This window comes from Xanthomonas sp. DAR 80977 (genome assembly GCF_041240605.1).
Classification (GTDB): Bacteria; Pseudomonadota; Gammaproteobacteria; order Xanthomonadales; family Xanthomonadaceae; genus Xanthomonas_A; species Xanthomonas_A bundabergensis.
The window spans coordinates 1-24,463 of the sequence record NZ_CP162487.1 but is presented as its reverse complement, the minus strand read 5'-3'; the positions used below and the strand labels follow the sequence as shown (position 1 = coordinate 24,463).

The 24,463-nt window shown below is 66.7% G+C and carries 25 protein-coding genes; 11 read left to right on the top strand and 14 right to left on the bottom strand.

What is annotated here, in order from left to right; all coding sequences use genetic code 11:
• Window positions 1-82 precede the first annotated feature (82 nt).
• The 7 genes from AB3X10_RS00125 (at window position 83) to AB3X10_RS00095 (ending at window position 5,216) form a co-directional block, all read left to right on the top strand.
• A complete protein-coding gene (locus tag AB3X10_RS00125; RefSeq protein WP_369977992.1) occupies window positions 83-1,099 on the top strand; it encodes a class 1 fructose-bisphosphatase in 1,017 nt (338 codons plus the stop codon).
• A gap of 186 nt (window positions 1,100-1,285) precedes the next feature.
• Window positions 1,286-1,609, top strand: coding sequence for a hypothetical protein (locus AB3X10_RS00120; RefSeq protein ID WP_369977990.1), 324 nt, complete (start codon window positions 1,286-1,288; stop codon window positions 1,607-1,609).
• 412 nt (window positions 1,610-2,021) lie between these two features.
• On the top strand, window positions 2,022-2,888 hold the full coding sequence (locus AB3X10_RS00115) for a hypothetical protein (protein WP_369977988.1): 867 nt from the start codon (window positions 2,022-2,024) through the stop codon (window positions 2,886-2,888).
• A gap of 72 nt (window positions 2,889-2,960) precedes the next feature.
• Window positions 2,961-3,461, top strand: a complete 501-nt coding sequence (locus AB3X10_RS00110; protein WP_369977986.1) for a DUF4240 domain-containing protein — start codon at window positions 2,961-2,963, stop codon at window positions 3,459-3,461.
• A gap of 142 nt (window positions 3,462-3,603) precedes the next feature.
• Entirely contained in the window at window positions 3,604-4,161 is a 558-nt protein-coding gene (locus AB3X10_RS00105) for a hypothetical protein (protein ID WP_369977984.1), read from the top strand.
• 17 nt (window positions 4,162-4,178) lie between these two features.
• Entirely contained in the window at window positions 4,179-4,430 is a 252-nt protein-coding gene (locus AB3X10_RS00100; RefSeq protein ID WP_369977982.1) for a hypothetical protein, read from the top strand.
• Between the two features lie 282 nt (window positions 4,431-4,712).
• Window positions 4,713-5,216 (top strand): hypothetical protein, encoded by a 504-nt coding sequence (locus AB3X10_RS00095; protein WP_369977980.1) that lies wholly within the window; start codon window positions 4,713-4,715, stop codon window positions 5,214-5,216.
• Here AB3X10_RS00095 and AB3X10_RS00090 read toward each other — a convergent pair.
• A complete protein-coding gene (locus AB3X10_RS00090) occupies window positions 5,213-5,764 on the bottom strand; it encodes a nucleoside 2-deoxyribosyltransferase (RefSeq protein ID WP_369977978.1) in 552 nt (183 codons plus the stop codon). The genes AB3X10_RS00095 and AB3X10_RS00090 overlap by 4 nt on opposite strands.
• A 71-nt stretch (window positions 5,765-5,835) precedes the next feature.
• Here AB3X10_RS00090 and AB3X10_RS00085 point away from each other — a divergent pair, with 71 nt between their 5' ends.
• A complete protein-coding gene (locus tag AB3X10_RS00085) occupies window positions 5,836-6,543 on the top strand; it encodes a 2OG-Fe(II) oxygenase (RefSeq protein WP_369977976.1) in 708 nt (235 codons plus the stop codon).
• A gap of 219 nt (window positions 6,544-6,762) precedes the next feature.
• Here the strand turns inward: AB3X10_RS00085 and AB3X10_RS00080 are convergent, their stop codons facing one another.
• On the bottom strand, window positions 6,763-7,848 hold the full coding sequence (locus AB3X10_RS00080; protein WP_369977975.1) for a PA0069 family radical SAM protein: 1,086 nt from the start codon (window positions 7,846-7,848) through the stop codon (window positions 6,763-6,765).
• A 108-nt stretch (window positions 7,849-7,956) separates the two neighbouring features.
• On the opposite strand from AB3X10_RS00080, the gene cls reads away from it, so the two are divergent.
• From cls to AB3X10_RS00065, 3 genes are all read left to right on the top strand, one after another.
• Entirely contained in the window at window positions 7,957-9,429 is a 1,473-nt protein-coding gene (gene cls / locus AB3X10_RS00075; protein ID WP_369977973.1) for a cardiolipin synthase, read from the top strand.
• 133 nt (window positions 9,430-9,562) lie between these two features.
• Window positions 9,563-9,832: a hypothetical protein gene (locus AB3X10_RS00070; RefSeq protein WP_369977972.1), complete on the top strand. Its 270-nt coding sequence runs from the start codon at window positions 9,563-9,565 to the stop codon at window positions 9,830-9,832.
• A gap of 13 nt (window positions 9,833-9,845) precedes the next feature.
• A complete protein-coding gene (locus tag AB3X10_RS00065) occupies window positions 9,846-10,598 on the top strand; it encodes a pyridoxine 5'-phosphate synthase (protein ID WP_369977970.1) in 753 nt (250 codons plus the stop codon).
• A 512-nt stretch (window positions 10,599-11,110) separates the two neighbouring features.
• Here AB3X10_RS00065 and AB3X10_RS00060 read toward each other — a convergent pair.
• From AB3X10_RS00060 to dnaA, 12 genes are all read right to left on the bottom strand, one after another.
• Window positions 11,111-11,518, bottom strand: a complete 408-nt coding sequence (locus tag AB3X10_RS00060) for an ExbD/TolR family protein (protein WP_369977968.1) — start codon at window positions 11,516-11,518, stop codon at window positions 11,111-11,113.
• Window positions 11,519-11,930: 412 nt separating this feature from the next.
• Entirely contained in the window at window positions 11,931-12,344 is a 414-nt protein-coding gene (locus tag AB3X10_RS00055) for an ExbD/TolR family protein (RefSeq protein WP_369977966.1), read from the bottom strand.
• A 3-nt stretch (window positions 12,345-12,347) separates the two neighbouring features.
• Complete coding sequence (locus AB3X10_RS00050; RefSeq protein ID WP_046977349.1) at window positions 12,348-12,773, bottom strand: ExbD/TolR family protein; 426 nt, start codon at window positions 12,771-12,773, stop codon at window positions 12,348-12,350.
• A gap of 42 nt (window positions 12,774-12,815) precedes the next feature.
• On the bottom strand, window positions 12,816-13,580 hold the full coding sequence (gene exbB, locus AB3X10_RS00045) for a TonB-system energizer ExbB (RefSeq protein ID WP_145704328.1): 765 nt from the start codon (window positions 13,578-13,580) through the stop codon (window positions 12,816-12,818).
• A gap of 93 nt (window positions 13,581-13,673) precedes the next feature.
• Window positions 13,674-14,348 carry an energy transducer TonB gene (locus AB3X10_RS00040; RefSeq protein ID WP_145704326.1) on the bottom strand — a complete coding sequence of 225 codons (675 nt, stop codon included), beginning with the start codon at window positions 14,346-14,348 and terminating at the stop codon, window positions 13,674-13,676.
• Between the two features lie 150 nt (window positions 14,349-14,498).
• Window positions 14,499-15,692: a tetratricopeptide repeat protein gene (locus AB3X10_RS00035; RefSeq protein ID WP_369977963.1), complete on the bottom strand. Its 1,194-nt coding sequence runs from the start codon at window positions 15,690-15,692 to the stop codon at window positions 14,499-14,501.
• Window positions 15,693-15,849: 157 nt separating this feature from the next.
• Window positions 15,850-16,656: a M48 family metallopeptidase gene (locus AB3X10_RS00030; RefSeq protein ID WP_369977961.1), complete on the bottom strand. Its 807-nt coding sequence runs from the start codon at window positions 16,654-16,656 to the stop codon at window positions 15,850-15,852.
• 67 nt (window positions 16,657-16,723) lie between these two features.
• Window positions 16,724-17,578: a CPBP family intramembrane glutamic endopeptidase gene (locus tag AB3X10_RS00025; protein ID WP_369977959.1), complete on the bottom strand. Its 855-nt coding sequence runs from the start codon at window positions 17,576-17,578 to the stop codon at window positions 16,724-16,726.
• 79 nt (window positions 17,579-17,657) lie between these two features.
• Window positions 17,658-20,120 (bottom strand): DNA topoisomerase (ATP-hydrolyzing) subunit B, encoded by a 2,463-nt coding sequence (gene gyrB, locus AB3X10_RS00020; RefSeq protein WP_369977957.1) that lies wholly within the window; start codon window positions 20,118-20,120, stop codon window positions 17,658-17,660.
• Between the two features lie 113 nt (window positions 20,121-20,233).
• Window positions 20,234-21,334 (bottom strand): DNA replication/repair protein RecF, encoded by a 1,101-nt coding sequence (gene recF, locus AB3X10_RS00015; protein ID WP_369977955.1) that lies wholly within the window; start codon window positions 21,332-21,334, stop codon window positions 20,234-20,236.
• Between the two features lie 362 nt (window positions 21,335-21,696).
• Window positions 21,697-22,797, bottom strand: coding sequence for a DNA polymerase III subunit beta (gene dnaN / locus AB3X10_RS00010; RefSeq protein WP_369977953.1), 1,101 nt, complete (start codon window positions 22,795-22,797; stop codon window positions 21,697-21,699).
• Between the two features lie 322 nt (window positions 22,798-23,119).
• Complete coding sequence (gene dnaA / locus AB3X10_RS00005) at window positions 23,120-24,463, bottom strand: chromosomal replication initiator protein DnaA (protein WP_369977951.1); 1,344 nt, start codon at window positions 24,461-24,463, stop codon at window positions 23,120-23,122.

The following is a 24,463-nucleotide window of genomic DNA, read 5'->3' as shown; positions in this document are numbered from 1 at the left end:
CGCCATTCGCGCCCGCTAATCGAAATCTCATGCAACAGCCGCGACAATAGGCGCCTTCCCCCACGAAAGGCTGCCTGCGCCCATGTCGCGAACCTCGCTGACCCGCTTCCTGATCGAAGAACAGCACGCCGGCCGCATCGGCCCGGAGCTGCGCCAGCTCATCACCATCGTCTCGCGCGCCTGCAAGCGCATCTCCATCGCGGTCAGCAAGGGCGCCCTGGGCGGCGTGCTCGGCGATGCCGGCACCGGCAACGTGCAGGGCGAGGCGCAGAAGAAGCTGGACGTGCTCAGCAACGACATCCTGCTCGAAGCCAATGCCTGGGGCGGCCACTTGGCCGCATGCGCGTCGGAGGAGATGGACCACAGCCAGCCGGTGCCCGACAAGTATCCCAGCGGCGATTTCCTGCTGCTGTTCGATCCGCTGGACGGCAGCTCCAACATCGACGTCAACGTCTCCGTCGGCACCATCTTCTCGGTGCTGCGCGCCCCGCCCGGCACCGACAAGCCCGGCGACGAACACTTCCTGCAGCCGGGCACCGCCCAGGTCGCCGCCGGCTACTGCATCTACGGCCCCAGCACCATGCTGGTGCTGACCCTGGGCCACGGCACCCACGCATTCACCCTGGAACGCGAGGAAGGCAGCTTCCTGCTGACCCAGGCCGACATGCGCATCCCCGAGGACACCGCCGAGTTCGCGATCAACATGTCCAACCAGCGCCACTGGGAAGCGCCGATGCAGCACTACGTGGCCGACCTGCTGGCCGGCAGCGAAGGCGCGCGCGGCAAGAACTTCAACATGCGCTGGATCGCCAGCATGGTCGCCGACGTGCACCGTATCCTCACCCGCGGCGGCATCTTCATCTACCCGTGGGACAAGAAGGACCCCGGCAAGCCCGGCAAGCTGCGCCTGATGTACGAAGCCAACCCGATGGGCCTGCTGGTCGAACAGGCCGGCGGCGCCGCCAGCACCGGCCGCGAGCGCATCCTCGGCCTGCAACCGGAGCAGCTGCACCAGCGCGTGCCGGTGTTCCTGGGTTCGAAGAACGAAGTGGCCGAGGCGGTGCGGTACCATACGGAACACGACGACGCGCGGGGCTGAGTCGTCATTTGCTGGTCATGTGCGCCACAGTCTGCTTCCGGCTGTGGCGCATGTGGATCGTTGCCTTCGGGGCAAGGCCCCACATGGGGGATGCATGTGCACGCATCGGGACCTCGGGCTTTCTTCTGGCCCTGGATGCCAAGAATTCAGCCGGCTCATTCTTTTTTAGTCGAACAGGGGGATTGAATGAAATCTGCAGTTGGCCTGCTATTGCTTCTTGTCTCCGGTTTTGCCTTCGCTGACACCACTCAGCAAGGAAAGATCGCGCGCGTGGTCATCGAAGGCAGTTACGCATCGGTGTGGATCGAAAACCAACCTTCGAACAACGAGTGCGCATCCGATGGCAGATGGGTCTTGGATTTTTCAAACGACCAGCTGGCCAAGGAGAAATATTCGGCGATCCTCTCGGCGGCGAGTTCCAGGACAACCGTGGCGCTTCAGTACACCTCGACCCAGGGGTGCGGCGCCTTTGGCGCGAAGAAAATCTATTACGTCGATCTCTTGTATTAGCCACATCCTGATTTTTCGTCCCTGATACCAATGCTGGCACGGTCGTCGCAGTCGCTGGCTGCCTGGTCGCGCTGGTCGTTCGAAGATCACCCGGAAGCCGAGTTGCGGTGCTGGGCCCGGCGTCTGCGCCTGTTCCGGTTCGTGCGCGCCTGGGGCGGCCATGCAATCGATGGCGATGCATCGGTCGCCGCCTATCGCTAAGGCTCGATGGCGAAGCTGCGACACCGTTCACCCAAGACATCGTGCCGCCACACCCCTACAACGCGTCAATGGGCAAGCGGTTTTCGTTTGGTGCAGCACGGACCAGGTGCGTTTCTCCGTCGCGAATGGCTGCATTGACGCGCCAGCTGCCGCGAGGCGACGATGGCAGCAGCCGCACCGACGCGGTCCAACGCGTATTTGGCAGGCAAGTATGTCCACGACTCGCATCTATGCCGATTTCAACGGACTCGTTCGCGGCGTCAAGAATCGGGAAAGAACCGCCGTCGTGCTGGACACGTTCGGCTCGCTGCGCGACCTGGCGAATGCCGGTCTGGTGCTTGAAGAAGGCATGCCGCTCATTGCCGTCGATGCGTCGGACGATGACGAAGATCTCGAGGGCCACGGAACCGCCCAGTACGATCACGATCGGAATTGGTGGTTGGTGGAGTTCGATGAGCGCGGCGTGCGATATGTCCGCGCCGGCGACAGGAACCCGGCCAGCGAATTCCTGTGCGTGCGCTGCAGATCGCCGCTGCCGATTGCGTCCCCGGCAGCCGTTTTCGCGCCGGGTGCAGCCTGCCGTTCTTGTGGAACCGGCTTGTTGGCGCCGTTCGCTCCACCACGGACCGCGACCACGCCGAACCCGACGTGCGGAGCGATGCAACCCAGGACCAAAGGACACCATATGCTCGAAAGATTGCGTGCACGCCTGTTCGGAAAACCCGTGGCGGCTTCGCCTGCCGACGCTGGCCAGTGGCAGGAGGGCGGCCTGTATGTCACCGAGCAGGAGAACGGCAGGTTCGTGCCGCTCAAGATCCTCAAGGTGGACGCGCATGGCGTGCATGTCCGTGTCTACAGCAACGTATACCCGCAACCTCCCGCGAGCATCGACGAATCCACCCTGTACATGGCCGGCGTGGACCGACCGGACGACGTCCCGATGGGCATGGGCCACCTGCCGATCTCCACGGCGTCCTTTTCCGGCTGGGAAGCGCGATTCGTCCAGCCGTCCTCGGTGACCGCGGAGGAACTGGAGGGATACGACATGTGGCGCGAGGCGGAGGGTGGTTACTTCTAGCTTCGCGACCTGGACTTCGGTAGGGAAATTGACAGCTCTGCCGTTGTTGGAGACGATGGCATTGGGCCACAATTGCGCGATCTGATCGCCGTCGGGCTACTCAAGGAGAGCGTCGCAATGGATGAAAGAGAGTTCTGGCAGATCATTGGCCTGCTCAACTGGAAGCGCACGGGCGACGACGACGCAGTGCTCAGACCTGCCGTGAAAGAGCTAGCCAAGCACTCGCTGGAAGACATCGGCGCTTTCGAGGAGATCCTGAGTCGGAAGCTGTATGCCCTGGACACGATGGCCCATGCCAAGCAGATAGGCACGGACGCCTACACCGGCGGCAAGCAGCACTTCTCTGTCGATCTCTTCCTGTACGCCCGTTGCTGTGTCGTGGCGAATGGCCAAGAGTTCTATGCATCTGTGCTGTCCGATCCGACTCAGTTCCCGAAGGACATGGATTTCGAGGCTCTCTTGGAACTCGCGAGCGCCGCATACGAACTCAAGTCCGGCGAGGCGCCCGACGTTTTCGACACCTCGGTGAGCTATGAAACTTTCAGCAATCGAGCAGGATGGGCTACGGCCTAGTTCATCCACTCCGATACCGCCGCGTGGCGGAATTCAGTTCATGCACGAAGGGGCACATGCAAATTCAGCCGGGCCGTTCAGGAGGCGCTGGGCTTTTTGCTGCATGGCTGATGTTCTTCGCGCTCGCAGATGAACCCGCTTCGTGGGTCGGTTCTTTTCGGGCCTCGACCCATCATTGATCTGCGAGACTGGAATGCGTCTTAAAATACATGCCAATATGGTTGACCGAAGGACATCGAAAGTTGCTGATTCACTACGTCCGGTCATTACCGCACTGAGCGATCGCTTAAGTGGGGACTACGGCGGGTTCATGGAGCATCTTTGGATCGACCTTGAGTTGATTGAGGATCATGCCAAACCGGACGGCACCCCTCGGCATCCGTTTCGATTTCAGAAGCGCGTCTCTGGACGCTCACCGCCTTTTGGCCTTCCTCCGATTCCTGATAAGTTGAACGTTGGTCACTTCAGCGTTCGGCCAGACTTTGATGTCATTAGAACTCTGCCAACCGGACAAGCTGTCGCTTATGCAGTCTTTTTGATCTACCAGGGCACCGAGGTGCTTCATGCCAAATCCAAGAGGCTCGGCGGCTTCGACGCAAGCCTCTTCAGATTACGGTTCCGCGATGTATCCCAAGATCTCGGCTATCGGTGCGAGGCCTGGCAATGCATTGGAATCGAACCACCGCTCGAATCGACATGAACCAGACGGTCTTCCTCATGTTCTTCTTCGCCACGGCGCCGGTCGCGCTGATGCCGAGCGTCATTTCCTGGTTCACCCGGCACAAGGCGCGCCGGCCGATCGTCGCCGCCAACCTGGCGCTGTGGGTTCTCATCTTCTTTGCCGCCAGAAGCTTCACGCTGGGCACGTCCAGCAAGTTCCAGCTGCCGACGCTGCTGGCCCTGGTCGCCTGGCTGGTGTTGCTGGGTTACGCGATCCGCGGCAGTGCGTCGCCACCGAAAGCGCGGTAACCATGCGCAGCTGTCCTGCAAGCCGACTCCTGTAAAGGCCGCTCTGTAGCGACAGAAGCAGGCACCGATGGAGCGATCGCTCCGGCCAGTGCGGTAGACAAGTCCTGACTTCGAGATCCGGATACGCTCTCGCCGCAAGGCCCGCTGGCATCATCGCCGGACGATCGAATGCGCAGGGAGCGCTGCATGGATGTCCAGCTCAACCTGTCGCAGAGCGCACAGGATTTCCAGACCAGGGTCTGGCCGCATATCGCTTCGCATCCGCGCATCGGCGGTGGCGAATTGCACCTGGTCGAAGCGAACGTGGAGACGCAGCTGGCGCTCGACTTCGATCTGCTGGCCGGGATCGATGCATGGCAGGTCGTGGGCAACCGCATCGGCATGCGCAGCATCGCCAGCCGGGTCCAGTGGGGGCCGGATCGCAAGACATTCTCGATCCGCTACCGAAAGCCCAGCGGCGCCGAAACCGAGTACGAGAAGCGCCTGGCGGCGATCAAGCATCCGGAGCTGGGCCTCACCTATCCGCACCTGACGGTGCAGGCATTCCTCGACAGCCGCGGCGGCAAGGTGTTGAGCGCGGCCGCCATCACCACGCAGCACCTGATCCTGCAGGCGGAAAAATTGCTCGGCTGGGGCCGCATGGCGGACGGTGGCGATACGCGCTTCGGACTGCGGCAGCTGCAGGACGGCACGGCGTTCCTGTACATGAGCTGGGACTACCTGCTGCATACGGACATTGCCCAGCACCTGACCGTTTTCGCTCCGCCAGCGGAAGCGGCCGGCTAGGCCGGGCCCAGATCCTCCCGCAACCGCGCCAGCGCGCGCCGCGCATCGCCCACCACCAGCGGCGCCGGGACCGCCAGCATCAGGTTGAGCGGCAGGCCGAATTCCTCGAAGTGCCAGCCGTGGGTGTCGACGCGGCCGTCGGCGCCGATCGCGCCGGGATGGCGGGCGCGGATGCGCTCGGCGAAGCTACCGTCGTCGGGGATGTAGCCGTACACCGGCTTGCCCAGCGCCACGGCGTAGCCGACCTCGAAGCAGGTGCCGCTGTCCGGCTCCGGGCCGCGGAAGAAATCCAGGTTGGCCAGTACCGCGTCGGCCTGCGCGATCAGGCCGATGTTGGCCTCATAGATCCAGCGCGCCTGCGCGGCCGGGTCGGCGATCTGCGCCGGCACCGCCTGGTCCAGCGGGAACAGGCCCTCGAAGCCGAACCCGGCGCACCATCGCTTCAAGGTTTCGCCGCGGGCGGCGGCGTCGGGACGGAACACGTCGGGGCCGGCGAGGTACAGCGTGCGGATCATCGGCGAGGGCAAGGCGGGCGGCGGGACGCGCATTGTCGGCGCGCACAGGGACGGATGCCAACGGCGCAGCTGCGATGCCGCGGGATCGCTGGTAAGGTCGCGCGATGTCCGAACCCACTCCCGATTTCATCGAGGTCTTCGACGGCGCCATGTCCCGCGAGGATTGCGCCGCGATCATGCGCCGCCTGCGCGCCAGTTCGCAGTTGCAGCCGGGCGAGGTCGGCAGCGGCGTGTTCCCCGAGCTCAAGCGCAGCCGCGACCTGCGCATCAGCGGGCTGGAGCCGTGGCGCGACGTGGAACAGCGGCTGCAGCAGGCGGTGTTCGCCGGCCTGCTCGGCTATCTGCGCAAGTACCCACAGGCGCTGATCTCGCCGCTGATGCTGCAGGTACCCGGCGCCGACGGCCAGCCGCACCGGCTCGGCGCCGACGATTTCGCGCTGCTGGACGATGCGGCGCTCTCCAACCTGGCCCGCACCTGCCTGCGTCCGGGCGCGATCAACCTGCAGTGGTACCAGGCGGGCGAGGGCGGCTATCCGTACTGGCACTGCGAGCTGTACCCGCGCGATCCCGGCGCCGAGACCCTGCACCGGCACCTGCTGTGGACGCTGTACCTCAACGACGATTTCCAGGACGGCGAGACCGAGTTCCTGTTCCAGCGGCGCAAGATCGCACCGCGCGCCGGCAGCCTGCTGATCGCGCCGACCGCGTTCACCCACACCCACCGCGGCAACCGCCCGCAGGGCGGCGACAAGTTCATCGCCACCAGCTGGATCCTTTTTCAGTCCGCGCAGGCGTTGTACGGCCGGGAGTAGGGAGTAGGGAGTCGGGATTGGGGATTCGCAAGAGCGGGATGCGGCGGCTGTTCGCCAGCCGGCTTTCGTTTGGCTACTGACTGGCGCAGGTTCCCTTCGCCAGCCGATCCGTTCCGGTCACGCGGCCGCGTGACGTCCGGGATTCGGATGTCAGCGGCTACCGCGGCAAGCCCGCCGTTGCTTTTACGAATCCCCAATCCCGACTCCCCAATCCCCGCCTCAAAACAGCACGCCCTGCGGCGATGGCGCGCGCGGCGGCAGCGACCTGACGAAGCGGCTGCAGTCCAGCGGCCGGCGCATGCGTTCGGCATAACCCAGGCGCTTGTGCGCCAGCGCGAAGCGCCGCGCCAGCAGGTCGGCATAGACGCCTTCGCCGCGCATGCGCTTGCCGAAGGTGGCGTCGTAGTCCTTGCCGCCGCGCAGCTGCTGCACCGTGCTCATCACGTGCGCGGCGCGGTCGGGGTGGTGCGCCTGCAGCCAGTCGCGGAACAGCGGCGCCACCTCGTGCGGCAGGCGCAGCAGCACGTAGCCGGCGGAGTCGGCGCCGGCGGCGTGCGCCGCCTCCAGCACCGCTTCCAGCTCGTGGTCGTTGATCCACGGGATCACCGGCGCCACCATCACCCCCACCGGCACCCCGGCCTCGTGCAGCGTGCGCATCGCGCGCAGCCGCGCATGCGGCGCCGAGGCGCGCGGCTCCAGCCGCGCCGACAGGCGCGGGTCCAGCGAGGTCACCGAGAAGTGCACGCTGACCAGGTTCTCGCGCGCCAGCGGCACCAGCAGGTCCAGGTCGCGCTCGACCAGCGCGTTCTTGGTGATCAGCGAGAACGGATGGCGGGTCTCCCACAGCACCTCGATCAGCCGGCGGGTCAGCTGCAGCTTGCGCTCGATCGGCTGGTAGGCGTCGGTGTTGATGCCCAGCGCGATCGGGCTGGGCACGTAGCCTGGCTTGGCCAGTTCGCGGCGCAGCAGCTCCGGCGCGTTGGTCTTGGCGAACAGGCGGGTCTCGAAGTCCAGCCCCGGCGACAAGTTGAGGTAGGCGTGGCTGGGGCGGGCGAAGCAGTAGCTGCAGCCGTGCTCGCAGCCGCGGTACGGATTGACCGACTGCGAAAAGCCCACGTCCGGCGACTGGTTGCGGCTGATGATGCTGCGCGCGGTCTCCTCGCGCACTTCGGTGCGCAACCGCGGCGCGGCGAATTCCTCGCTGTCGTCGGGGTGCCAGCCGTCGTCCTCGGCCTGGCTGATGGTGCGTTCGAAGCGGCCGGGCAGGTGGCTGCCGGCGCCGCGTCCCTTGATGGCCGTGCTCATCGGCACAGGCTACGCCGTCGCCGTCTCGGCCGCTGCGACGACGGGCAGGCGCCGCTGAATCTTTCAGCGCCACGCGCAGGAGCCGCGCCGGCCCCGTAGAATCCGCCGATGTTCGTATTCGCGACCCTGCAGAGCACCTGGGACTGGCTGACCGGCATTCCCCATTTCGGCGCCTACCTCACCGCCGCCTACCTGCTGTACATCCTGTGGCTGAGCGGCTGGATCGTGCTGCAGAAGCGCGAGCCGGCGGCGACGCTGAGCTGGGTGCTGTCGCTGGCGGCGCTGCCGTACCTGGGCTTCGTCATCTACTACCTGCTCGGGCCGCAGAAGGTGAAGCGGCAGCGCCTGCGCCGCGGCCGTTCGCGCTCGGGCATGGAGCACTACAGCAGCGTCTGTCCGCCCGACGCGGACTGCACCGAGCTGGCCAAGATCGCCCAGGCCACCACCGGGCTGGCGCCGAGTTCGGCGACCACCGCGCAATGGCTGGTGGACGGCGCGGCCACCTACGAGGCGATCGTGCGCGACATCGCCGCCGCGCAGCACCACGTGCACCTGGAGTACTACATCTTCAATCCCGACCGCAGCGGCACGCGCATCCGCGACGCGCTGGTCGAGCGCGCCCGCGCCGGGGTCAAGGTGCGCCTGCTGCTGGACGCGGTGGGCTCCTCGCAGGTGCGCAAACGCTTCCTGCAGCCGCTGCTGGACGCCGGCGGCGAGGCGGCCTGGTTCCATCCCACCCAATTGCTGCGCCCGTTCAAGTTCAAGCGGCCGTGGGTCAACCTGCGCACTCACCGCAAGATCGTGGTGATCGACGGCCGCATCGGCTTCACCGGCGGCATCAACGTCACCGACGAGGAGAACGAGGCGCTGCGCGCCGACGCCTACCGCGACCTGCACGTGCGCTGCGAGGGCCACGTGGTGCGCAGCCTGCAGCTGGTATTCGTCGAGGACTGGCTGTACGCCACCCGCCAGGGCCGCGACGCCTTCGACATGGCGCAGATCTGGCCGCACGACATGCCTGGCCGCGACGACGGCGCGATCCAGGCGCAGGTGCTGGTGTCCGGCCCGGATTCGTCGTGGGAGAGCATCCACCGCATGCAGGTGGCGGCGATCTACGAGGCGCAGCGCCGGGTGTGGCTGGTGACGCCGTACTTCGTGCCGGGCGAGGCCGCGCGCATGGCGCTGACCTCGGCCGCGCTGGGCGGGCTGGACGTGCGCCTGCTGGTGCCCAAGCGCAGCGATTCGCGACTGGTGACGCTGGCGGCGCGTTCGTATTTCGACGAGCTGCTGCAGGCCGGGGTCAAGATCTACGAGTACGGCCCGCGCATGCTGCACAGCAAGGCGCTGATCGTGGACGAGGCGCTGTGCATCGTCGGCAGCGCCAACTTCGACAACCGCAGTTTCCGCCTCAATTTCGAGGTGGCGGCGATGTTCCGCGACCGCCAGCTGACCCAGGAGCTGGCCACGCTGGTCGCCGGCGAGATCGCCGACGCGGTGCAGGTGCGCGACGACCGCAAGCGCTCGCTGTGGCGCTACCGGCTGCCCGAGGCGTTGGCACGGCTGACCTCGCCGCTGCTGTAGCGCGGCGCCGCCAAGCGAGCGACCGGCTGGCCGGGTCCGGCGAGGCACGCCGCGCTGCAAGCGTCCTCGCGGTTCACCGTGGAACCGGCCGCCCGGGCGGCGCTACACTGCGCCCATCCTTGGGGAGATCGTCATGTACTGGCTTTTTCTGCTGCTCGCGCTGGGTGCCTTCGTCCTGGCGTTCTCCACGCCGCATGTGTCGCTGCTGATCCTGGCGCTGCTGGCCGCATTGGGCTTCCTGCTGGCCTGGGCGCGCGGCTGGTACGTGGCCAAGATCGGCGACGCCAGCCAGCGCGACGCCGCGCCGATGATCGATCCGGCCGAGCTGCGCCGGCTGCGCGAACAGGCCGAGGCGCGCCGCGCCGCGGCGGCCGCCTCCAGCGACGACGCGATCTCCTCGTAAGCGCCGCCCGCCGATGACCCAGCTCAGCGTCAACGTCAACAAGATCGCGGTGCTGCGCAACTCGCGCGGCGGCGAGCTGCCGAGCGTGCTCGATGCGGCGCGCGCCTGCCTGGACGCCGGCGCGCACGGCATCACCGTGCATCCGCGCCCGGACCGGCGCCACATCCATGCCGAGGACGTGCTGGCGCTGGCCGAACTGACTCGCGCGCGCGGCGTCGAGTTCAACATCGAGGGCAATCCGTTCGCGCCGCCGCGGCCCGGCTATCCCGGGCTGATCCCGCTGTGCGCCCAGGTGCGTCCGGCGCAGGCGACCCTGGTCCCGGATGGCGACGGGCAACTGACCTCCGACCATGGCTTCGACTTCGGCCGCGACAGCGAACGCCTGCGTCCGCTGATCGCCGAACTGAAGGCGCTGGGCTGCCGGGTCAGCCTGTTCGTCGATGCCGACAATCCCGGGCTGGCACGCGCCGCCGAACTCGGCGCCGATCGCGTCGAGCTGTACACCGGCCCGTACGCGGAAGCGTTCGAACGCGGCGATGCCACCGCACCGGCCGCCTTCGCCGCGGCCGCGCGCCGCGCCCAGGCCGCCGGGCTCGGCGTCAATGCCGGCCACGACCTGGCCCAGGCCAATCTCGGCGCGTTCCTGGCCGCGGTGCCGCAGGTGCTGGAGGTGTCCATCGGCCACGCCCTGATCGGCGAGGCGCTGTACGCCGGGTTGGATGCCACGGTGAAGGCGTATCTGGAGATCCTGGCTGCTGCGCGCTAGCCCGTCTGCGTTTCGGGCAGAGACCGGGACTTGTGCGGGAGTCTTGTGGAGAAAGTCGGCCATCGGCAACGGCCGAGCTTGCCGATGTCGTCGGGAGCAATGACCTGTGGCCGCCCCGCATTTTTGCTACAACATCGGCATGCCAGTTACGGCGCAAGCCTGGTTGTGGGAGCGACTTCAGTCGCGACGCGCTTCAGCGAGAAGGCCTGTCGCGACTGAAGTCGCTCCCACAAGTGGCGTCGGCAGCTGCTGGAGGACGTTTCGCCTGGCAGTACAAGCCGAAGCTGGCTGATTCGGAAATCAATGCGCTAGATATGAATGTACATGCGCTGCTGCCATCGCGATCGGAGGCTGGCTCTTCTCGAGAAAGCCGCATCAGCATGGACAATGCCACGGCGAAGCCGACATCGGCCTTGACTCTGTTGTTTTCGCACCGGCGCCGATGCAAAAACGCCACCGTCGCCGATGGCGTTTGCGGTCCGTCATGACGGAGCTGTTGCGCTAAAAGCGCATCACTGCACGAAGCCGATGCGGTCCACCTGCGCGTTCTTGGCCGCGGCCAGCACCTTGGCCATCACCTCGTACTCGGCATCGGGGTTGGCGTCGATGCGCAGCTCCGGAGGATTGCCGGCGGCCTGCGCCATGGCCTCCTGCAGCCGCGGCTGCAGCTCGGCGAGGGGCAGGGGGCTGGCGTTCCAGAACAGCTGGCCGCTGGCGTCCAGGCGCAACTCGATCGGCGGTGGCGGCGCGAGCGGGCGCTGCGGCGTATCCACACGCTGCGGCAGGTTCATGGTGATCGGCCGCGTCACCAGCGGCACGGTCACGATGAAGATGATCAACAGCACCAACATCACATCGACCAGCGGCGTGACATTGATCTCCGCCAGCGGTCCCCGGTTCCCTGCGGTACTGAAAGCCATGGCCTGCCTCCTGTCCTGTGGTTGCGGCGTCGCGTCCTCAGCCTACACCCGGGACAGGGCGTCGCGCGAGGGGGGCCGGGCGCGGAAAGCCGGAGAGCGGTGGAGCGCGATCGGCGGCGTCGCGGCTCGCCGCGCGGGCGTCTGCCTGCGCGTTTTTTCTGCTTGCAGGCGGCGGAGGGAAGTTGCGGCTTCCGGCGCAAAGGCCGTCGGGCGCGACAGGCATTGCATCGAGGGTACGAAGCGTCGCGACTGAAGTCGCTCCCACAATGGGTCCGGCGGCACGCTGCCGAACCCGTGGGCGGTTGCATGCCGGCGTCGATCCTGCCGGTTCGCAAAACGCCGACCCAAAAAAAACGCCACCGTTGCCGGTGGCGTTTGCAGTCGCGTCATGACTGAGGTGTTGCGGTAAGGCTTATTGCTGCACGAAGCCGATCTTTTTCATGTCCGAGTTCTTGGCGGCGGCCAGCACCTTGGCCATCACTTCGTATTCGGAATCCGGATTGGCATCGATGCGCAGTTCCGGCTGGTTGGTCGGATCGCGCTGTACTTCGTTTTCCATCATCTGCGGGAGCGCCGTCACAGCCACCGGGCTGTTGTTCCAGAAGATCTGGTTCGACGCATCGATGCGCAGATCGATCGGCGGCGGCGGGTCACGCAACTGCGGCGGCGGGTTGATCACCCGCTGCGGCAGGTCCACGTCGATCGGGTAGGTCATGATCGGCGCGGTCACGATGAAGATGATCAACAGCACCAGCATCACGTCGACCAGCGGCGTGACGTTGATGTCGGCCATGGGACCACGGCCGCCTCCTGAGCTGAATGCCATGGCTCAGTTCCCCTTCTCTTTGGTCGCAACGAAGCCGACGTCCAGCATGCCCTGACCCTGCGCGATCTTGGTGATCTCGTTGATCGTACGCATCTTGGTCGTGCGGTCGCCACGCAGGTTGAGCGGCGGCTGCGGGGTCTGCTGGGCAGCGGTGGAGAAGCGCGACTCCAGGGCTTCCTTGGAGATCGGCTCGTCGTTCCAGTACAGCGACCCGTCTTCCTTGACCGCCAGCGTGATCGGATTGGCGCGTTTTTCGTCCTTATCCGGATCCTGCTTCAGGTTGGCCTGGGGCAGCTCCACCTTGACCTTGTGGGACATCAGCGGTGCCGTGATGATGAAGATGATCAGCAGCACCAGCATCACGTCCACGAGGGGCGTGACGTTGATGTCGGCCATGGGGCCGCCGCTGTTACCACTACTGAAAGCCATAACGGGCTCCGTTAATCGTTGCGTGGACTACTCGACCGCGGATCAGCGAACGCGCGAACCAGTGGCGAAGAAGTCATGCAGGTCGTGGGCGAACGTATCGAACTTGGCGATCGTCGAGCTGTTGACCTTGCTGAAGAAGTTGAACGCGAACACGGCCGGGATCGCGACGAACAGACCGATCGCGGTCATGATCAGCGCTTCACCCACCGGGCCGGCGACGGCGTCGATCGAGGCGGAGCCGGTGGCACCGATCTTGATCAGCGCGCCGTAGATGCCCCACACCGTACCCAGCAGACCGACGAACGGCGCGGTCGCACCGACGGTGGCCAGCAGGGTCATGCCCGACTGCAGCTTGGTGCTTTCGCGGGTCACGGCCTGACGCAGGGCGCGGTCGACGAACTCCGAGCGGCTCAGGGTCTCGCCCAGGCCGGTACCGGTGCCGGCTTCGGCGCGCTGGTGGTGCGCAGCGGCCTGTGCGGCGTCGAGGGCGATCTTCGAGAACGGCTCGCTGGCCGGCTGCTCTTCCATCGCACGGATGGCGTCCTGCGCGTTCGGGGTGTCCCAGAACAGGCTGGTGACGCGGTCGGCCTGGCCCTTCAGACGGGTGGCGCGGAAGATGTTGATGACGGTCCAGTACCAGGACGACGCCGACATGATGATGAGGGTGATGAGCACCACCCAGGAGACGGCGAAGTCACCCGGCTTGGAGGTCATCTCGGTGATCAGGTGCTCGAAGCCCATCTGCGACAGGGCGTTCGATGCGTTGTTGCCCCCCGCAGCAGCGGCGATGAAAATTTCCTGCAGCATGACGCTTACCTTTGTTGTGTGTGGTGATGAGGGTGGTGCAAAGAGTAGACAGGGCCTGCAGACCGGCGGGTGCGCCGGCCTGCTGCCTTTGTATCAGTTCAGCGCGAAGTTGACCGGTACGCGGACGCGGCCGGCGGTCTTCTGTCCATTGACGACAGCGGAATTGAACCGCCACTTGCGCGCTGCTTCCATGGCGGCGCGGTCCAGATCGCGATTGCGGCTGGATTTCTCGACGGAAACGTTGGTCACGTTACCGTTTGCATCGACATCGATGATCAGGATCACCTCGCCTTCCGCGCCCGACCGGAATGCGGACGGCGGGTACTTCGGCGGGTTCATGTTCTTCGACGAGATGTCGACGCTGGCGCCGATGTCGGTCGCTGCGGCAGGCGGCGACGGCGGCGACGGCGGCGTGGCGATGTCGCTCGGGCGCGGCTCCGGCACGTCGATCACCGGGGCTTCCGGCGGCGGCGGCAACGGGGTCGGCTTCGGCGGCGCCAGGTTCTTGACCGGCGGCGGCGGCGTTTCCGGCGGCTTCGGCGGCGGCGGCGGCGGCGGAGGGGGCGGCGGCGGGGCGTCGACCAGGGTGACGACGATGTTGCGTTCCTTCTCCGCTGCCGCCTTCGGCGCAACGGCTGGAATCAGCAGCAACATCAGCGCTGCCAGATGCAGCGCGATTACGAAGGCAATACCGATGATGCGCGGCCAGCTGAGGCCGGAAGCTTCATCTTTGTCGTAATGCCGATTGATGACCAGTTGTTCCGTCATGCGCCAATGACTCGTTTAGGGGGGCCGGGATTCGCGAAGAATCTGAATCCCAGTTCACGCGGTTTGACACCGCAGGAACCTCCAAGCTTATACCAATCCCTGTGACCTGCACTACTTTAAGCACTGGTTTTCGGGGGCTTTTTTTGCTCTTTACTTCAGATTGATGATCTTCTTGGCGTCTTCCGGCTTCTTGACGCCCTTGGCCAGCGCCTGCTGCGCGGCCTGCTTGGCTTCCGGGATGCGCCCTTCCTGGTGCAGCACCTTGGCCAGATTCAGATAGGTCTCGCCGTCCTTGGACAGCGGCGCGGCCTTCTGCCAGTTCTCGACCGCCTGCGGCACCTGGTCGGTGTAGTAGTAGGACTGCGCCAGCGCCAGATAGGTCTGGTAGTCGGGCTTGAGGATGCCCTTCTGCATGCCTTCGTTGATGACCGCGATGACGTCCTTTTCCTTCTTGTCGGTATTGGCGTAGATCGAGTACAGCTGCTTGTACTCCTTCTCGTCGGTCAGCTGCCCGGCCGCACGCAGCTTCTCCATCACCGCCGCGGCCTTGTCCATCTGGTCGGCCTGCATGTACATGCTGGCCAGGTTGAGCTGGGCCTTCTTGTCGTTCGGCGTCTTCGCCGCCAGCGCTTCGGCGGCCTTGACCGCTTCGCCGGTCTGGCCGGCGGCGGCGTAGGACGCCATCAGCAGCTGGTTCCAGCTGTCCTTGGGCTGCGGCGAGGCGGCGATGGCCTGCTGCAGCACCGGGATGGCCTCCTGGTAGCGCTCGGTCTGGTACAGCGCCTGGCCCTTGAGGATCAGGTCTTCCGGACGGGTCGACTTGGATTCGGCCAGGAACTTGTCCAGCGAGGCCAGGCCTTCGGCGGTCTGGTCGTCCTGCAGCTGCAGCTGCGCCAGCATCAGCATCGACTGGAAGTGGCCGTTGTTGTCCAGGCCGTTGAACTGGATCGCCTGCTGCAGGTACTGCTTGGCGGCGTTGCTGTCGTCGAGGTTGTAGGCGGCCTGCGCGGCCAGCTGCGCGGCGATCGACTTGTCGTACTCGTTGGCGGCGCTATTGGCCAGGATCTCGTCGGCCTGGGTGCGCACGCCGGCGTAGTCCTCGCCCTTGTTGTAGGTGTCGATCAGCTTCTGCAGCTTGCTGCCGAGCTTGGCCGAGGGCTTGCCGGTCGGCTCCTGGCGGGTGGCGTTGGGGAACATCACCGCGGCCTTTTCGTTCTTGGACTTGCGCGAGGAACGCTGCTCGGAGCGGTCGGACTGCGCGACGGCGTCGGTCACCACCGCGCCACCGAGGGCAGCAGTGATCACCAGGGACAACAGCGCTTGCTTGCGGATACTGAATTTCATGGATCACCTCGGTGGGACCGCCCGGAGCGGCACGGAAGACGGAGCGGCCATCCAGGGCCGAGCCAGCAAAACTAACAGAAACCTTTACGCCGTGAAAACGTTTTTAGGACGCATTGCCATCCGGCCGGCAGGCGCATGCGCGGCGGCGCCGAGGCGCTCAGCCGCACTTGGGCGTCCGCCCGGCGCTGCGCGCCTGCGCATACACCGGCTCGAGCGCGGCGACATCGCGCTGCAGCTCGCCGATGCGGGCGCTGGGATCGGGGTGGGTGGACAGCCATTGCGGCGGGCGCTGGCCGCCGGCGGCCATCATGTTCTTCCACAGGTCCACCGCCTGCGCCGGATCGAAGCCGGCCTGCGCCATCAGCCGCTGGCCGACCACGTCCGCCTCGCTTTCCTGGACGCGCGAACCCGGCAGCAGGAACGCGGCCTGCGCGGTCATGCCGCCGAGCTGGCCGACCGTGTCGGCGGCGCCGCTGCCATAGCGCGCGCCGGCCAGCGCGCCGAGCACGCTGAGCCCGGTCTGGGTGCCCATCTGGCGGGTGATGCGTTCCTCGTGGTGGCGCGAGATCACATGGCCGATCTCGTGGCCGAGCACCGCCGCCAGCTGGTCCTGGTTCTTGGCCACGCTGAAGATGCCGCTGTTGACGCCGACCTTGCCGCCGGGCAGCGCGAACGCGTTGGGTTCCTTGTCGTCGAACAGGGCGGTTTCCCACGCGGTGCCGCGCCATTGCGGCGGCAACTGCGCGACCAGCGCATCGACCACGCAGCGCACGTAGGCGTTGCGCTTGGGATCCTTGTCGATCGGCTCCTTGGCCTTGGTCTCGGCGAAGGCCTTCAGGCCCAGCTGATCGAGCTCCTGCTGGGACACGCCGCCCACGACCTGGGTACGCCCGGTCGGCGATGTCGTCGTCGCGCACGCTGCCAGCAGCACCGCGATCGATGCCCCCAGTACACCTCTCTTCATACGGGTCCCCCCATGACACGCAACGCAGTGTGGTGGCACGCGTCTTAACTTTTCGTCAAACAAATCTTCAGGTTGTGCCAAACCAGTACAGCGCGGCGACCGCGACGGCATTGTTCAGCCCATGCGCGGCGATCGGCGCCCACAGCGTGCCGGTGCGCTTGTACAGCCAGGCGAACGCCGCGCCCATGCTGCCGTAGACCAGCCACAGCTGCAGGGTCTCGGCCACGCCGTTGCCGGTGGTGCCGGGCAGTTCGTGCACCAGCGCGAACGCGGCGCCGCTGAGCGCCATGCCCAGCCGCGGCCGCCCGGCATCCCACAGGCGCCCGAACAGCACGCGGCGGAACAGCAGTTCCTCGTAGGCCGGCGCGATCAGCACCGCGAACGCGATCAGGAACAGCGGCATCTGCGCCATCGCCTCGCGCATCAGCGGCAGGTTGGTCGGCACCGGCTTGATCCCCAGCTGCGCGCCGAGGTTGGACAGCACGGTGCTGCCCACGAACACCGCCACCGCCACCAGCAGCACCCAGCCCCAGGTCGCCGGCACGCGCGCGGCCTGCCAGGAGGCGCGGCGTTCGGCCGCGCTGGCCGGGCGGCGCAGGAAGTACAGCAGCAGTGCCGCCGACAGGGTGCTGACCAAGGCGATCAGCAGCTGCGCCAGCGCCCCGGGCTGGCCGAGATGGGCGGCGACGGTGGAGGCGATCTGCTCGTTGGGGATGCCCTGCGCGCGCAGCTCCATGGTCACCTGGACGCCGCGCAGCACGCCCCAGACCAGGCCGCACAGCACGCTGACCGCCAACAGCACCACCGCGGCGAGCAGCAGGTCGAGGCAGAAACCGAGCACCGGCCGGCGTGGACGCGACGGCGGCGGCGCAGGCGGCAGGGACGGGGGCGGGACGGGCGTATGCGACGGCAGCGAGGTCATCGCGATCCTGGGCGAGAGCAGGCTAGGGGAGCGGAACGGCGCCGGCCCCCGGCGCGGGCCGGGGGCGGCGATGCCGCGGTCAGATGTCGAGGTTGGCGACCTTCAGCGCGTTTTCCTCGATGAAATCGCGGCGCGGTTCGACCACGTCGCCCATCAAGGTACTGAAGATCTCGTCGGCGGCCACCGCGTCCTCGATGCGTACCTGCAGCAGGCGGCGCGTATCCGGGTTCACCGTGGTCTCCCACAGCTGTTCGGCGTTCATTTCGCCCAGGCCCTTGAAACGCTGGATCTGGCGGCCCTTCTTGGCCTCGTCGAACAGCCAGGCATGCGCCTGGGCGAAGCTGGCGACCGCCTGGGTCTTGTTGCCGCGCACGATCTGCGCGCCTTCACGGACCAGCCCGTTCAGCGCCAGCGCGACCTCGCGCAGCGGGCGCAGTTCGCCGCTGTCGAAGGCGGCCATCGGCAGCCAGGTGGTCAATTCTTCGCCCATATGGCGCCGAACGACCTTCAACGTCGCCGATTTGTGCTCATTCCCCGGCTCGAAACGCAATTCGTAGCGGGCCGTGCCGAGGCTGCCGCGGTTGAGCACGGCCTGTAGCGCCTCCAGGCTCGCGTGACGGTCGCCCTCGGCTTCCAGCTGCGCCACGTCCAGTGGCGGCAGGTCGATCAGCGCGGTCAGCAGCGCCGGATCGTAACGGTGCGCGTTGCGCGCCACCGCGTCGTTGGCGCTGGCGAACAGCAGCAGCAGCTTCTCCAGCGCCGCGCCGGTGATCGGCGGCTCGTTGCTGGCCGGAATCAAGGCCGCGCCTTCGACCGCGCTGTTGGCCAGGTAGGCGTTGAGCGCGTTGTCGTCCTTCAGGTACAGCTCCTGCTTGCCCTGCTTGAGCCGGTACAGCGGCGGCAGGCCGATGTAGATGTAGCCGCGCTCGATCAGCTCCGGCATCTGCCGGTAGAAGAACGTCAGCAGCAGGGTACGGATGTGCGCGCCGTCGACGTCGGCGTCGGTCATGATGATGATGCGGTGGTAGCGCAGCTTGTCCGGGTTGTACTCGTCGCGGCCGATACCGGTGCCCAGTGCGGTGATCAGCGTGCCGACCTGGTCGGAGGCGAGCATGCGGTCGAAGCGCGCGCGTTCCACGTTGAGGATCTTGCCGCGCAGCGGCAGCACCGCCTGGTTCTTGCGGTTGCGGCCCTGCTTGGCCGAGCCGCCTGCCGAGTCGCCCTCGACGATGAACAGTTCCGACAGCGCCGGATCCTTCTCCTGGCAGTCGGCCAGCTTGCCGGGCAGGCCGGCGATGTCCAGCGCGCCCTTGCGGCGGGTCAGGTCGCGCGCCTTGCGCGCGGCCTCGCGGGCGCGCGCGGCATCGACGATCTTGCCGGCGATGGCCTTGGCCTCGTTGGGGTTCTCCTGCAGGAATTCCTCCAGGCGCGCGCCGAACGCGGTCTCCACCGCCGGACGCACGTCGGAACTGACCAGCTTTTCCTTGGTCTGGCTGGAGAAGCTCGGGTCCGGCACCTTCACCGACAGCACCGCGATCATGCCTTCGCGCATGTCGTCGCCGGTCAGGTTGATCTTGGCCTGCTTGGCGATGCCGTTCTGCTCGATGTAGGTGTTGAGCACGCGCGTCAGCGCGCCGCGGAAGCCGGCCAGGTGGGTGCCGCCGTCCTTCTGCGGGATGTTGTTGGTGAAGCAGTACATCGTCTCCTGGTAGGAGTCGGTCCACTGCAACGCCACGTCCACCACGATGCCGTTGTGCTCGCCGGTCACCGAGATCACGTTCGGGTGCAGCGGGGTCTTCAACTGCGCCAGGTGCTCCACGAAGCTGCGGATGCCGCCTTCGTAGTGGAAGTCGTCGCGGCGGCCCTCGCCACGCTCGTCGGCGAGCACGATCTTGACCCCGGAATTGAGGAAGGACAGCTCGCGCAGGCGCCGGGCCAGGATGTCGTAGTGGAACTCCACGTTATCGTGGAAGGCCACCGTCGACGGCCAAAAACGCACGGTGGTGCCGCGCTTGCTGGTCTCGCCCAACTTCTTGAGCGGGGCGACGGCCGCGCCGTTGCTGAATTCCTGCTGGTAATGGGCGCCGCCCTGGAACACGTCCAGCAGCAGCTTCTCCGACAGCGCGTTGACCACGCTGACGCCGACGCCGTGCAGGCCGCCGGAGACCTTGTAGCTGTTGTCGTCGAACTTGCCGCCGGCGTGCAGGATGGTCATCACGACCTCGGCCGCCGACACCTCGCGGCCAAGCTTCGTGCTCATCTGCTCGTGCTTGCCGACCGGGATGCCGCGCCCGTTGTCGGACACCGACACCGAACCGTCGACATGGATCGTCACCGAGACGTGGTCGGCGTGTCCGGCCAGGGCCTCGTCGATGGAGTTGTCGACGACCTCGAACACCATGTGGTGCAGACCGGTGCCGTCATGGACGTCGCCGATGTACATACCAGGCCGCTTGCGAACAGCTTCCAGGCCTTCCAGGGCGGTGATGCTGTTCGCGTCGTAGTTACCGTTGTTCGGCGGGGTGTTCTGTTCGTCGGTCATTGCGCGTGCCGTAGGCTCCACGAGGCGGCGAAGACAGGCCGAGGCCGGTTCGCGCCGCTGGATGAGGGAATAGTGGAAATTATAGCAGCCCCGGTCGCGCAGCCCGTGTGCGCCTAGAACTGGGCCAGCACTTGCCCATGTTCCACGTGGAACCGCGCGATCGGCAGCGCGATATCGGCCAGCGCCTGCGGGGTCTCGGTCGCGGTGACGAACACCTGCGCCGGCCCGGCCTGCAGCCGCTGCAGCACGCGCCGCTGGTGATGCTGGTCCAGCTCCGAGGCCAGGTCGTCCAGCGCGATCACCGGCCACTCGCCGCGCTGTTCGGCATAGTCCTCGGCCTGGGCCAGCAGGCAGGCCAGCGCGGTCAGCTTGGCCTGGCCGCGCGACAGCGCCTCGCGGCCGGGAATGGTGGCGAAGGCCAGGCTCCAGTCCGCACGGTGCGGTCCCACCGAGGTATAGCCGTACTGGCGGTCGCGCTCACGGTTGAGCAGCAGCGCATCGGCCAGCGGCACCTCGTGGCGGCGCCAGCCGGGCGCGAACTGCAGGTACTGGATGCCCAGCGCCGGCGCCAGTTCCGGCCCCAGCGCCAGCAGGCGCTGCAGCAGGCGCTCCAGGTAGTGCTCGCGGCGCGAGGTCAGCGGCTCGCCGGCCTCCGCCAGTTCGTGGTCCCAGGCATCCAGGGCTGCACCGCCGCCACCGCTCTTGAGCAGGGCGTTGCGCTGCTTGAGCGCCCGCGCGTAGCGGCGCCACAACGCCAGGAAGTCTGGTTCCACGTGGAACAAACCCCAGTCGACGAAGCGACGGCGCGGTTCGCCGCCACCGCTGACCAGCACATGGCTGCCCGGCTCAAAGGTCACCACCGCCAGCGCGGCGCAGAGCGTGCCCAGGTAGGCCACGTCCTCGCCATCGAGCCGGCCGCGCCATTCCTGGCCGCTGTGGCGCAGCCCGGCACGGCGGCGGCGCGGCTGCGACGGCTCCGCGCCACGCTCCTCCCATTCGACGAACACGTCGAGCGCCTCCTGGCCCTGGCTGACCAGGCCGTCGCGGACCCGCCCGCGGAAACTGCGGCCGTAGGCCATGAGGTGCATGGCCTCGAGGATCGTGGTCTTGCCGGCACCGTTGTCGCCGGTGATCAGGTTCAGGCCGGGCGCAGGCGCCAGTTCGAGCGCGGCGAAGCGGCGCAGGTGATGGAGGTCGAGGCGGGAGACGTGCATGCGGGGAATCGGGGGCGAGGGCGCTCGCACCGGGCGCACGCGGGTCGGCTCATGGGGGCAGGGCGGCAGCATACCCAAAGCGGCTGCGAACGTCCTGTGGGGGCACTCGCGCGCGATGGATGCGGAAAGCCCCCGCGGTAGCGAAGCCGGCAGGGGTCAAGCTTCATCAACCGAGATGTCGATGGCGCGGGCTCAAGAGAAGCCGGTAAGGCCCGTCGCGACTGAAGTCGCTCCCACAAGGGTCGCAACACGAAGCTGGACGCTTCCAGCGGAGCGGGGTCGCCGCCGTGGAAAAGAAAAACCCGGCGCAAGGCCGGGTTTCTCAGCTGTGTTCCACGTGGAACACGATTTTCCCGCGTCGGTCAGAGGCGCAGCGGCATCACCACGTGGCGCGAACGGGCGCTGCTGGCCTCGCGCACCAAGGCCGAGGAGTTGGCGTCGCGCAGCTGGATCACGATGAATTCCTCGCGCAACGCCGACAGCGCGTCGAGCAGGTAGTTCACGTTGAAGCCGATCGCCAGGTCGCTGACCTTGGTGTCGGCCTCGATCTCTTCCTGCGCCTCTTCCTGTTCCGGGTTGTGCGCGCTGATCTTCAGCTGACCCGGCGAGACTTCCACGCGTACGCCGCGGTACTTCTCGTTGGACAGGATCGCCGCACGCTGCAGCGCTGCGCGCAGGGCCTCGCGATCCAGCTTGACCTCGCGGTCGGCGCCGATCGGGATCACCGCTTCGTAATCGGGGAAACGGCCGTCGATCAGCTTCGAGGTGAAGGTGACATCGTCGCGCTTGACCCGCACGTGGCTGCGGCCCACTTCCAGCTCGACTTCGCGATCGCCGCCTTCCAGCAGGCGCTGCAGCTCGGTCACGCCCTTGCGCGGCACGATGATCTGGCGCTTGGCGCCGCCGGCGTTCTCCAGCTCGGTCTCGCACAGCGCCAGGCGGTGGCCGTCGGTGGCCACGCAGCGCAGGGTCTGGTCGCGCAGGTCGAACAGCAGGCCGTTGAGGTAATAGCGCACGTCCTGCTGCGCCATCGCGAACGCGGTGCGCTCGATCAGCTCCTTCAGCGCCGCTTCCGGCACCAGCACGCGCTCGGTGGCTTCGACCTCGTCGACCGACGGGAAGTCGTTGGCCGGCAAGGTGGCCAGGGTGAAGCGGCTGCGTCCGGCCTGCACGGTGATCTTGTCGCCGGTCTGGGTCACGGTGATCTTGCTGCCGTCGGGCAGCGCCCGAATGATCTCGAACAGCTTGCGCGCCGGGATCGTGGTTTCGCCGTCCTGCGCGTCGTCGACCGCGATCCGCGACACCATTTCCACTTCCAGGTCGGTACCGGTCAGCGACAGTTGCCCGTCGTGCACCTGCACCAGGAAGTTGGCCAGAACCGGCAAGGTCTGGCGGCGTTCGACCACATTGACGACTTGCGCCAATGGCTTGAGGAAGGCTTCGCGCTGCAGTGTGAAACGCATGTGGTTCCGTGCCCCTATGCTTTAAAAGATGTGGAATAAATCAAAAGCTTGGTGGTGATGGTAGAGCGATTTTCGGTGCAAAGGTAGCCTAACTATCTGGATTCAAAGGGTTTTTCGCCCCCTCAATCCCGGGTATTACTGCCCCTGTAAGGGTGGGGAAACCTGTGGATAGTTTTGCCGCCGCCGCCGCGCTGCACTTTATCCACAGTTTCTACCGGATTTGTCGCGAAGTCATGCACCGATTTATCCGTCGCTTCCGGCATGCCGCACCGGAGCACTGGCGAAGGGACGGATCCGTGCCCTTCGACGTTGCGCCGGACCGCTACTCGCTCAGCTTGCGGATCAGCTTGTCCCAGTCCTCGCGCAGCTTGCCGTCGGTCTCCATCAGGTGCTTGATCTGGCGGCAGGCGTGCAGCACGGTGGTGTGGTCGCGCCCGGCGAAGGCATCGCCGATCTCCGGCAGGCTGTGTTCGGTCAGCTCCTTGGTCAGCGCCATCGCCACCTGCCGCGGCCGCGCCAGCGAGCGGGTGCGGCGCTTGGACAGCAGGTCCTTGATCTGCAGGCCGTAGTAGTCGGCCACGGTCTTCTGGATGTTGGGGATGCCGATCGCCTGCTGCTGCGCGCGCAACAGGTCGCGCAGGGTTTCCTGGGCGAACTCGGTGGTGATCGCGCGGCCGGTGAAGTTGGCGCGGGCGGCCAGCGTGTTGAGCGCGCCTTCCAGGTCGCGCACGTTGGAGCGCATCTTCTTGGCGATCAGGAACGCCACGTCGTCGGGGATCTCGGCGCCGCGCTCGCGCGCCTTGGCCAGCACGATCGCCGCGCGGGTCTCGAAGTCGGGCGGGTCGATCGCCACCGACAGGCCCCAGGCCAGGCGCGACTTCAGCCGCGGCTCCAGGCCCTCGACCTCGCGCGGGTAGCGGTCGCAGGTCAGGATGATCTGCTGGCGGCCGTCGAACAGCGCGTTGAAGGTGTGGAAGAACTCTTCCTGGGTGCGGTCCTTGCCGGCGAAGAACTGGATGTCGTCGATCAGCAGCGCGTCCACCTGCTGGAACTGGCGCTTGAACTGGTCCATGGTCTTGTCCTGCAGCGCACGGATCATCGCGCTGAAGAACTGTTCCGAGCGCAGGTACATGACCCGCGCGTTGGGGTTCTGCTCGCGCATCGCGTTGCCGGCGGCGAACATCAGGTGGGTCTTGCCCAGGCCGGTGCTGCCGTACAGCAGCAGCGGGTTGTGCGCGCGGTCGCCGGGCTTCTGCGCCGCCTGCGTGGCCGCGGCCAGGCCGAGCTGGTTGCTGCGGCCTTCGACGAAGTTGGCGAAGGTGTAATGCGAGTCGAGGTTGCCGGCGAACGGCTCCAGCAGCGGCGCCGGCGGCGTGCGCGCGGCGGCGGCGGCATCGCTGGCGGCCACGGCCGCCGGTTCCGGCGCGCGCGGACGCGAGCCGACCTGCAGCGCCACCTCGCCGCTGCCGGCGAAATAGGTCAGCAGCTCGCGGATCCGCGCCAGGTAGCGCTCGCGCACCTGTTCGACGATGAAGGCGTTCGGGGCGTACAGGACCATGCTGTTGTCATGGCGCTGTTCGGCTTGCAGCGGTTTCAACCAGGTGTGAACGTCCTCGGCTGGAAATTCAGCTTCCAGACGTTCCAGGCAACGGGGCCAAGCATCCAT

Excerpts from the sequence above, each read along its gene's own strand:
- AB3X10_RS00125 (WP_369977992.1), top strand. The coding sequence starts at position 83 with ATGTCGCGAACCTCGCTGACCCGCTTCCTGATCGAAGAACAGCACGCC.
- AB3X10_RS00120 (WP_369977990.1), top strand. The coding sequence starts at position 1,286 with ATGAAATCTGCAGTTGGCCTGCTATTGCTTCTTGTCTCCGGTTTTGCC.
- AB3X10_RS00115 (WP_369977988.1), top strand. The coding sequence starts at position 2,022 with ATGTCCACGACTCGCATCTATGCCGATTTCAACGGACTCGTTCGCGGC.
- AB3X10_RS00100 (WP_369977982.1), top strand. The coding sequence starts at position 4,179 with ATGTTCTTCTTCGCCACGGCGCCGGTCGCGCTGATGCCGAGCGTCATT.
- AB3X10_RS00090 (WP_369977978.1), bottom strand. The coding sequence starts at position 5,764 with ATGCGCGTCCCGCCGCCCGCCTTGCCCTCGCCGATGATCCGCACGCTG.
- AB3X10_RS00085 (WP_369977976.1), top strand. The coding sequence starts at position 5,836 with ATGTCCGAACCCACTCCCGATTTCATCGAGGTCTTCGACGGCGCCATG.
- AB3X10_RS00080 (WP_369977975.1), bottom strand. The coding sequence starts at position 7,848 with ATGAGCACGGCCATCAAGGGACGCGGCGCCGGCAGCCACCTGCCCGGC.
- cls (WP_369977973.1), top strand. The coding sequence starts at position 7,957 with ATGTTCGTATTCGCGACCCTGCAGAGCACCTGGGACTGGCTGACCGGC.
- AB3X10_RS00070 (WP_369977972.1), top strand. The coding sequence starts at position 9,563 with ATGTACTGGCTTTTTCTGCTGCTCGCGCTGGGTGCCTTCGTCCTGGCG.
- AB3X10_RS00065 (WP_369977970.1), top strand. The coding sequence starts at position 9,846 with ATGACCCAGCTCAGCGTCAACGTCAACAAGATCGCGGTGCTGCGCAAC.
- AB3X10_RS00060 (WP_369977968.1), bottom strand. The coding sequence starts at position 11,518 with ATGGCTTTCAGTACCGCAGGGAACCGGGGACCGCTGGCGGAGATCAAT.
- AB3X10_RS00055 (WP_369977966.1), bottom strand. The coding sequence starts at position 12,344 with ATGGCATTCAGCTCAGGAGGCGGCCGTGGTCCCATGGCCGACATCAAC.
- AB3X10_RS00050 (WP_046977349.1), bottom strand. The coding sequence starts at position 12,773 with ATGGCTTTCAGTAGTGGTAACAGCGGCGGCCCCATGGCCGACATCAAC.
- exbB (WP_145704328.1), bottom strand. The coding sequence starts at position 13,580 with ATGCTGCAGGAAATTTTCATCGCCGCTGCTGCGGGGGGCAACAACGCA.
- AB3X10_RS00040 (WP_145704326.1), bottom strand. The coding sequence starts at position 14,348 with ATGACGGAACAACTGGTCATCAATCGGCATTACGACAAAGATGAAGCT.
- AB3X10_RS00035 (WP_369977963.1), bottom strand. The coding sequence starts at position 15,692 with ATGAAATTCAGTATCCGCAAGCAAGCGCTGTTGTCCCTGGTGATCACT.
- AB3X10_RS00030 (WP_369977961.1), bottom strand. The coding sequence starts at position 16,656 with ATGAAGAGAGGTGTACTGGGGGCATCGATCGCGGTGCTGCTGGCAGCG.
- AB3X10_RS00025 (WP_369977959.1), bottom strand. The coding sequence starts at position 17,578 with ATGACCTCGCTGCCGTCGCATACGCCCGTCCCGCCCCCGTCCCTGCCG.
- gyrB (WP_369977957.1), bottom strand. The coding sequence starts at position 20,120 with ATGACCGACGAACAGAACACCCCGCCGAACAACGGTAACTACGACGCG.
- recF (WP_369977955.1), bottom strand. The coding sequence starts at position 21,334 with ATGCACGTCTCCCGCCTCGACCTCCATCACCTGCGCCGCTTCGCCGCG.
- dnaN (WP_369977953.1), bottom strand. The coding sequence starts at position 22,797 with ATGCGTTTCACACTGCAGCGCGAAGCCTTCCTCAAGCCATTGGCGCAA.
- dnaA (WP_369977951.1), bottom strand. The coding sequence starts at position 24,463 with ATGGATGCTTGGCCCCGTTGCCTGGAACGTCTGGAAGCTGAATTTCCA.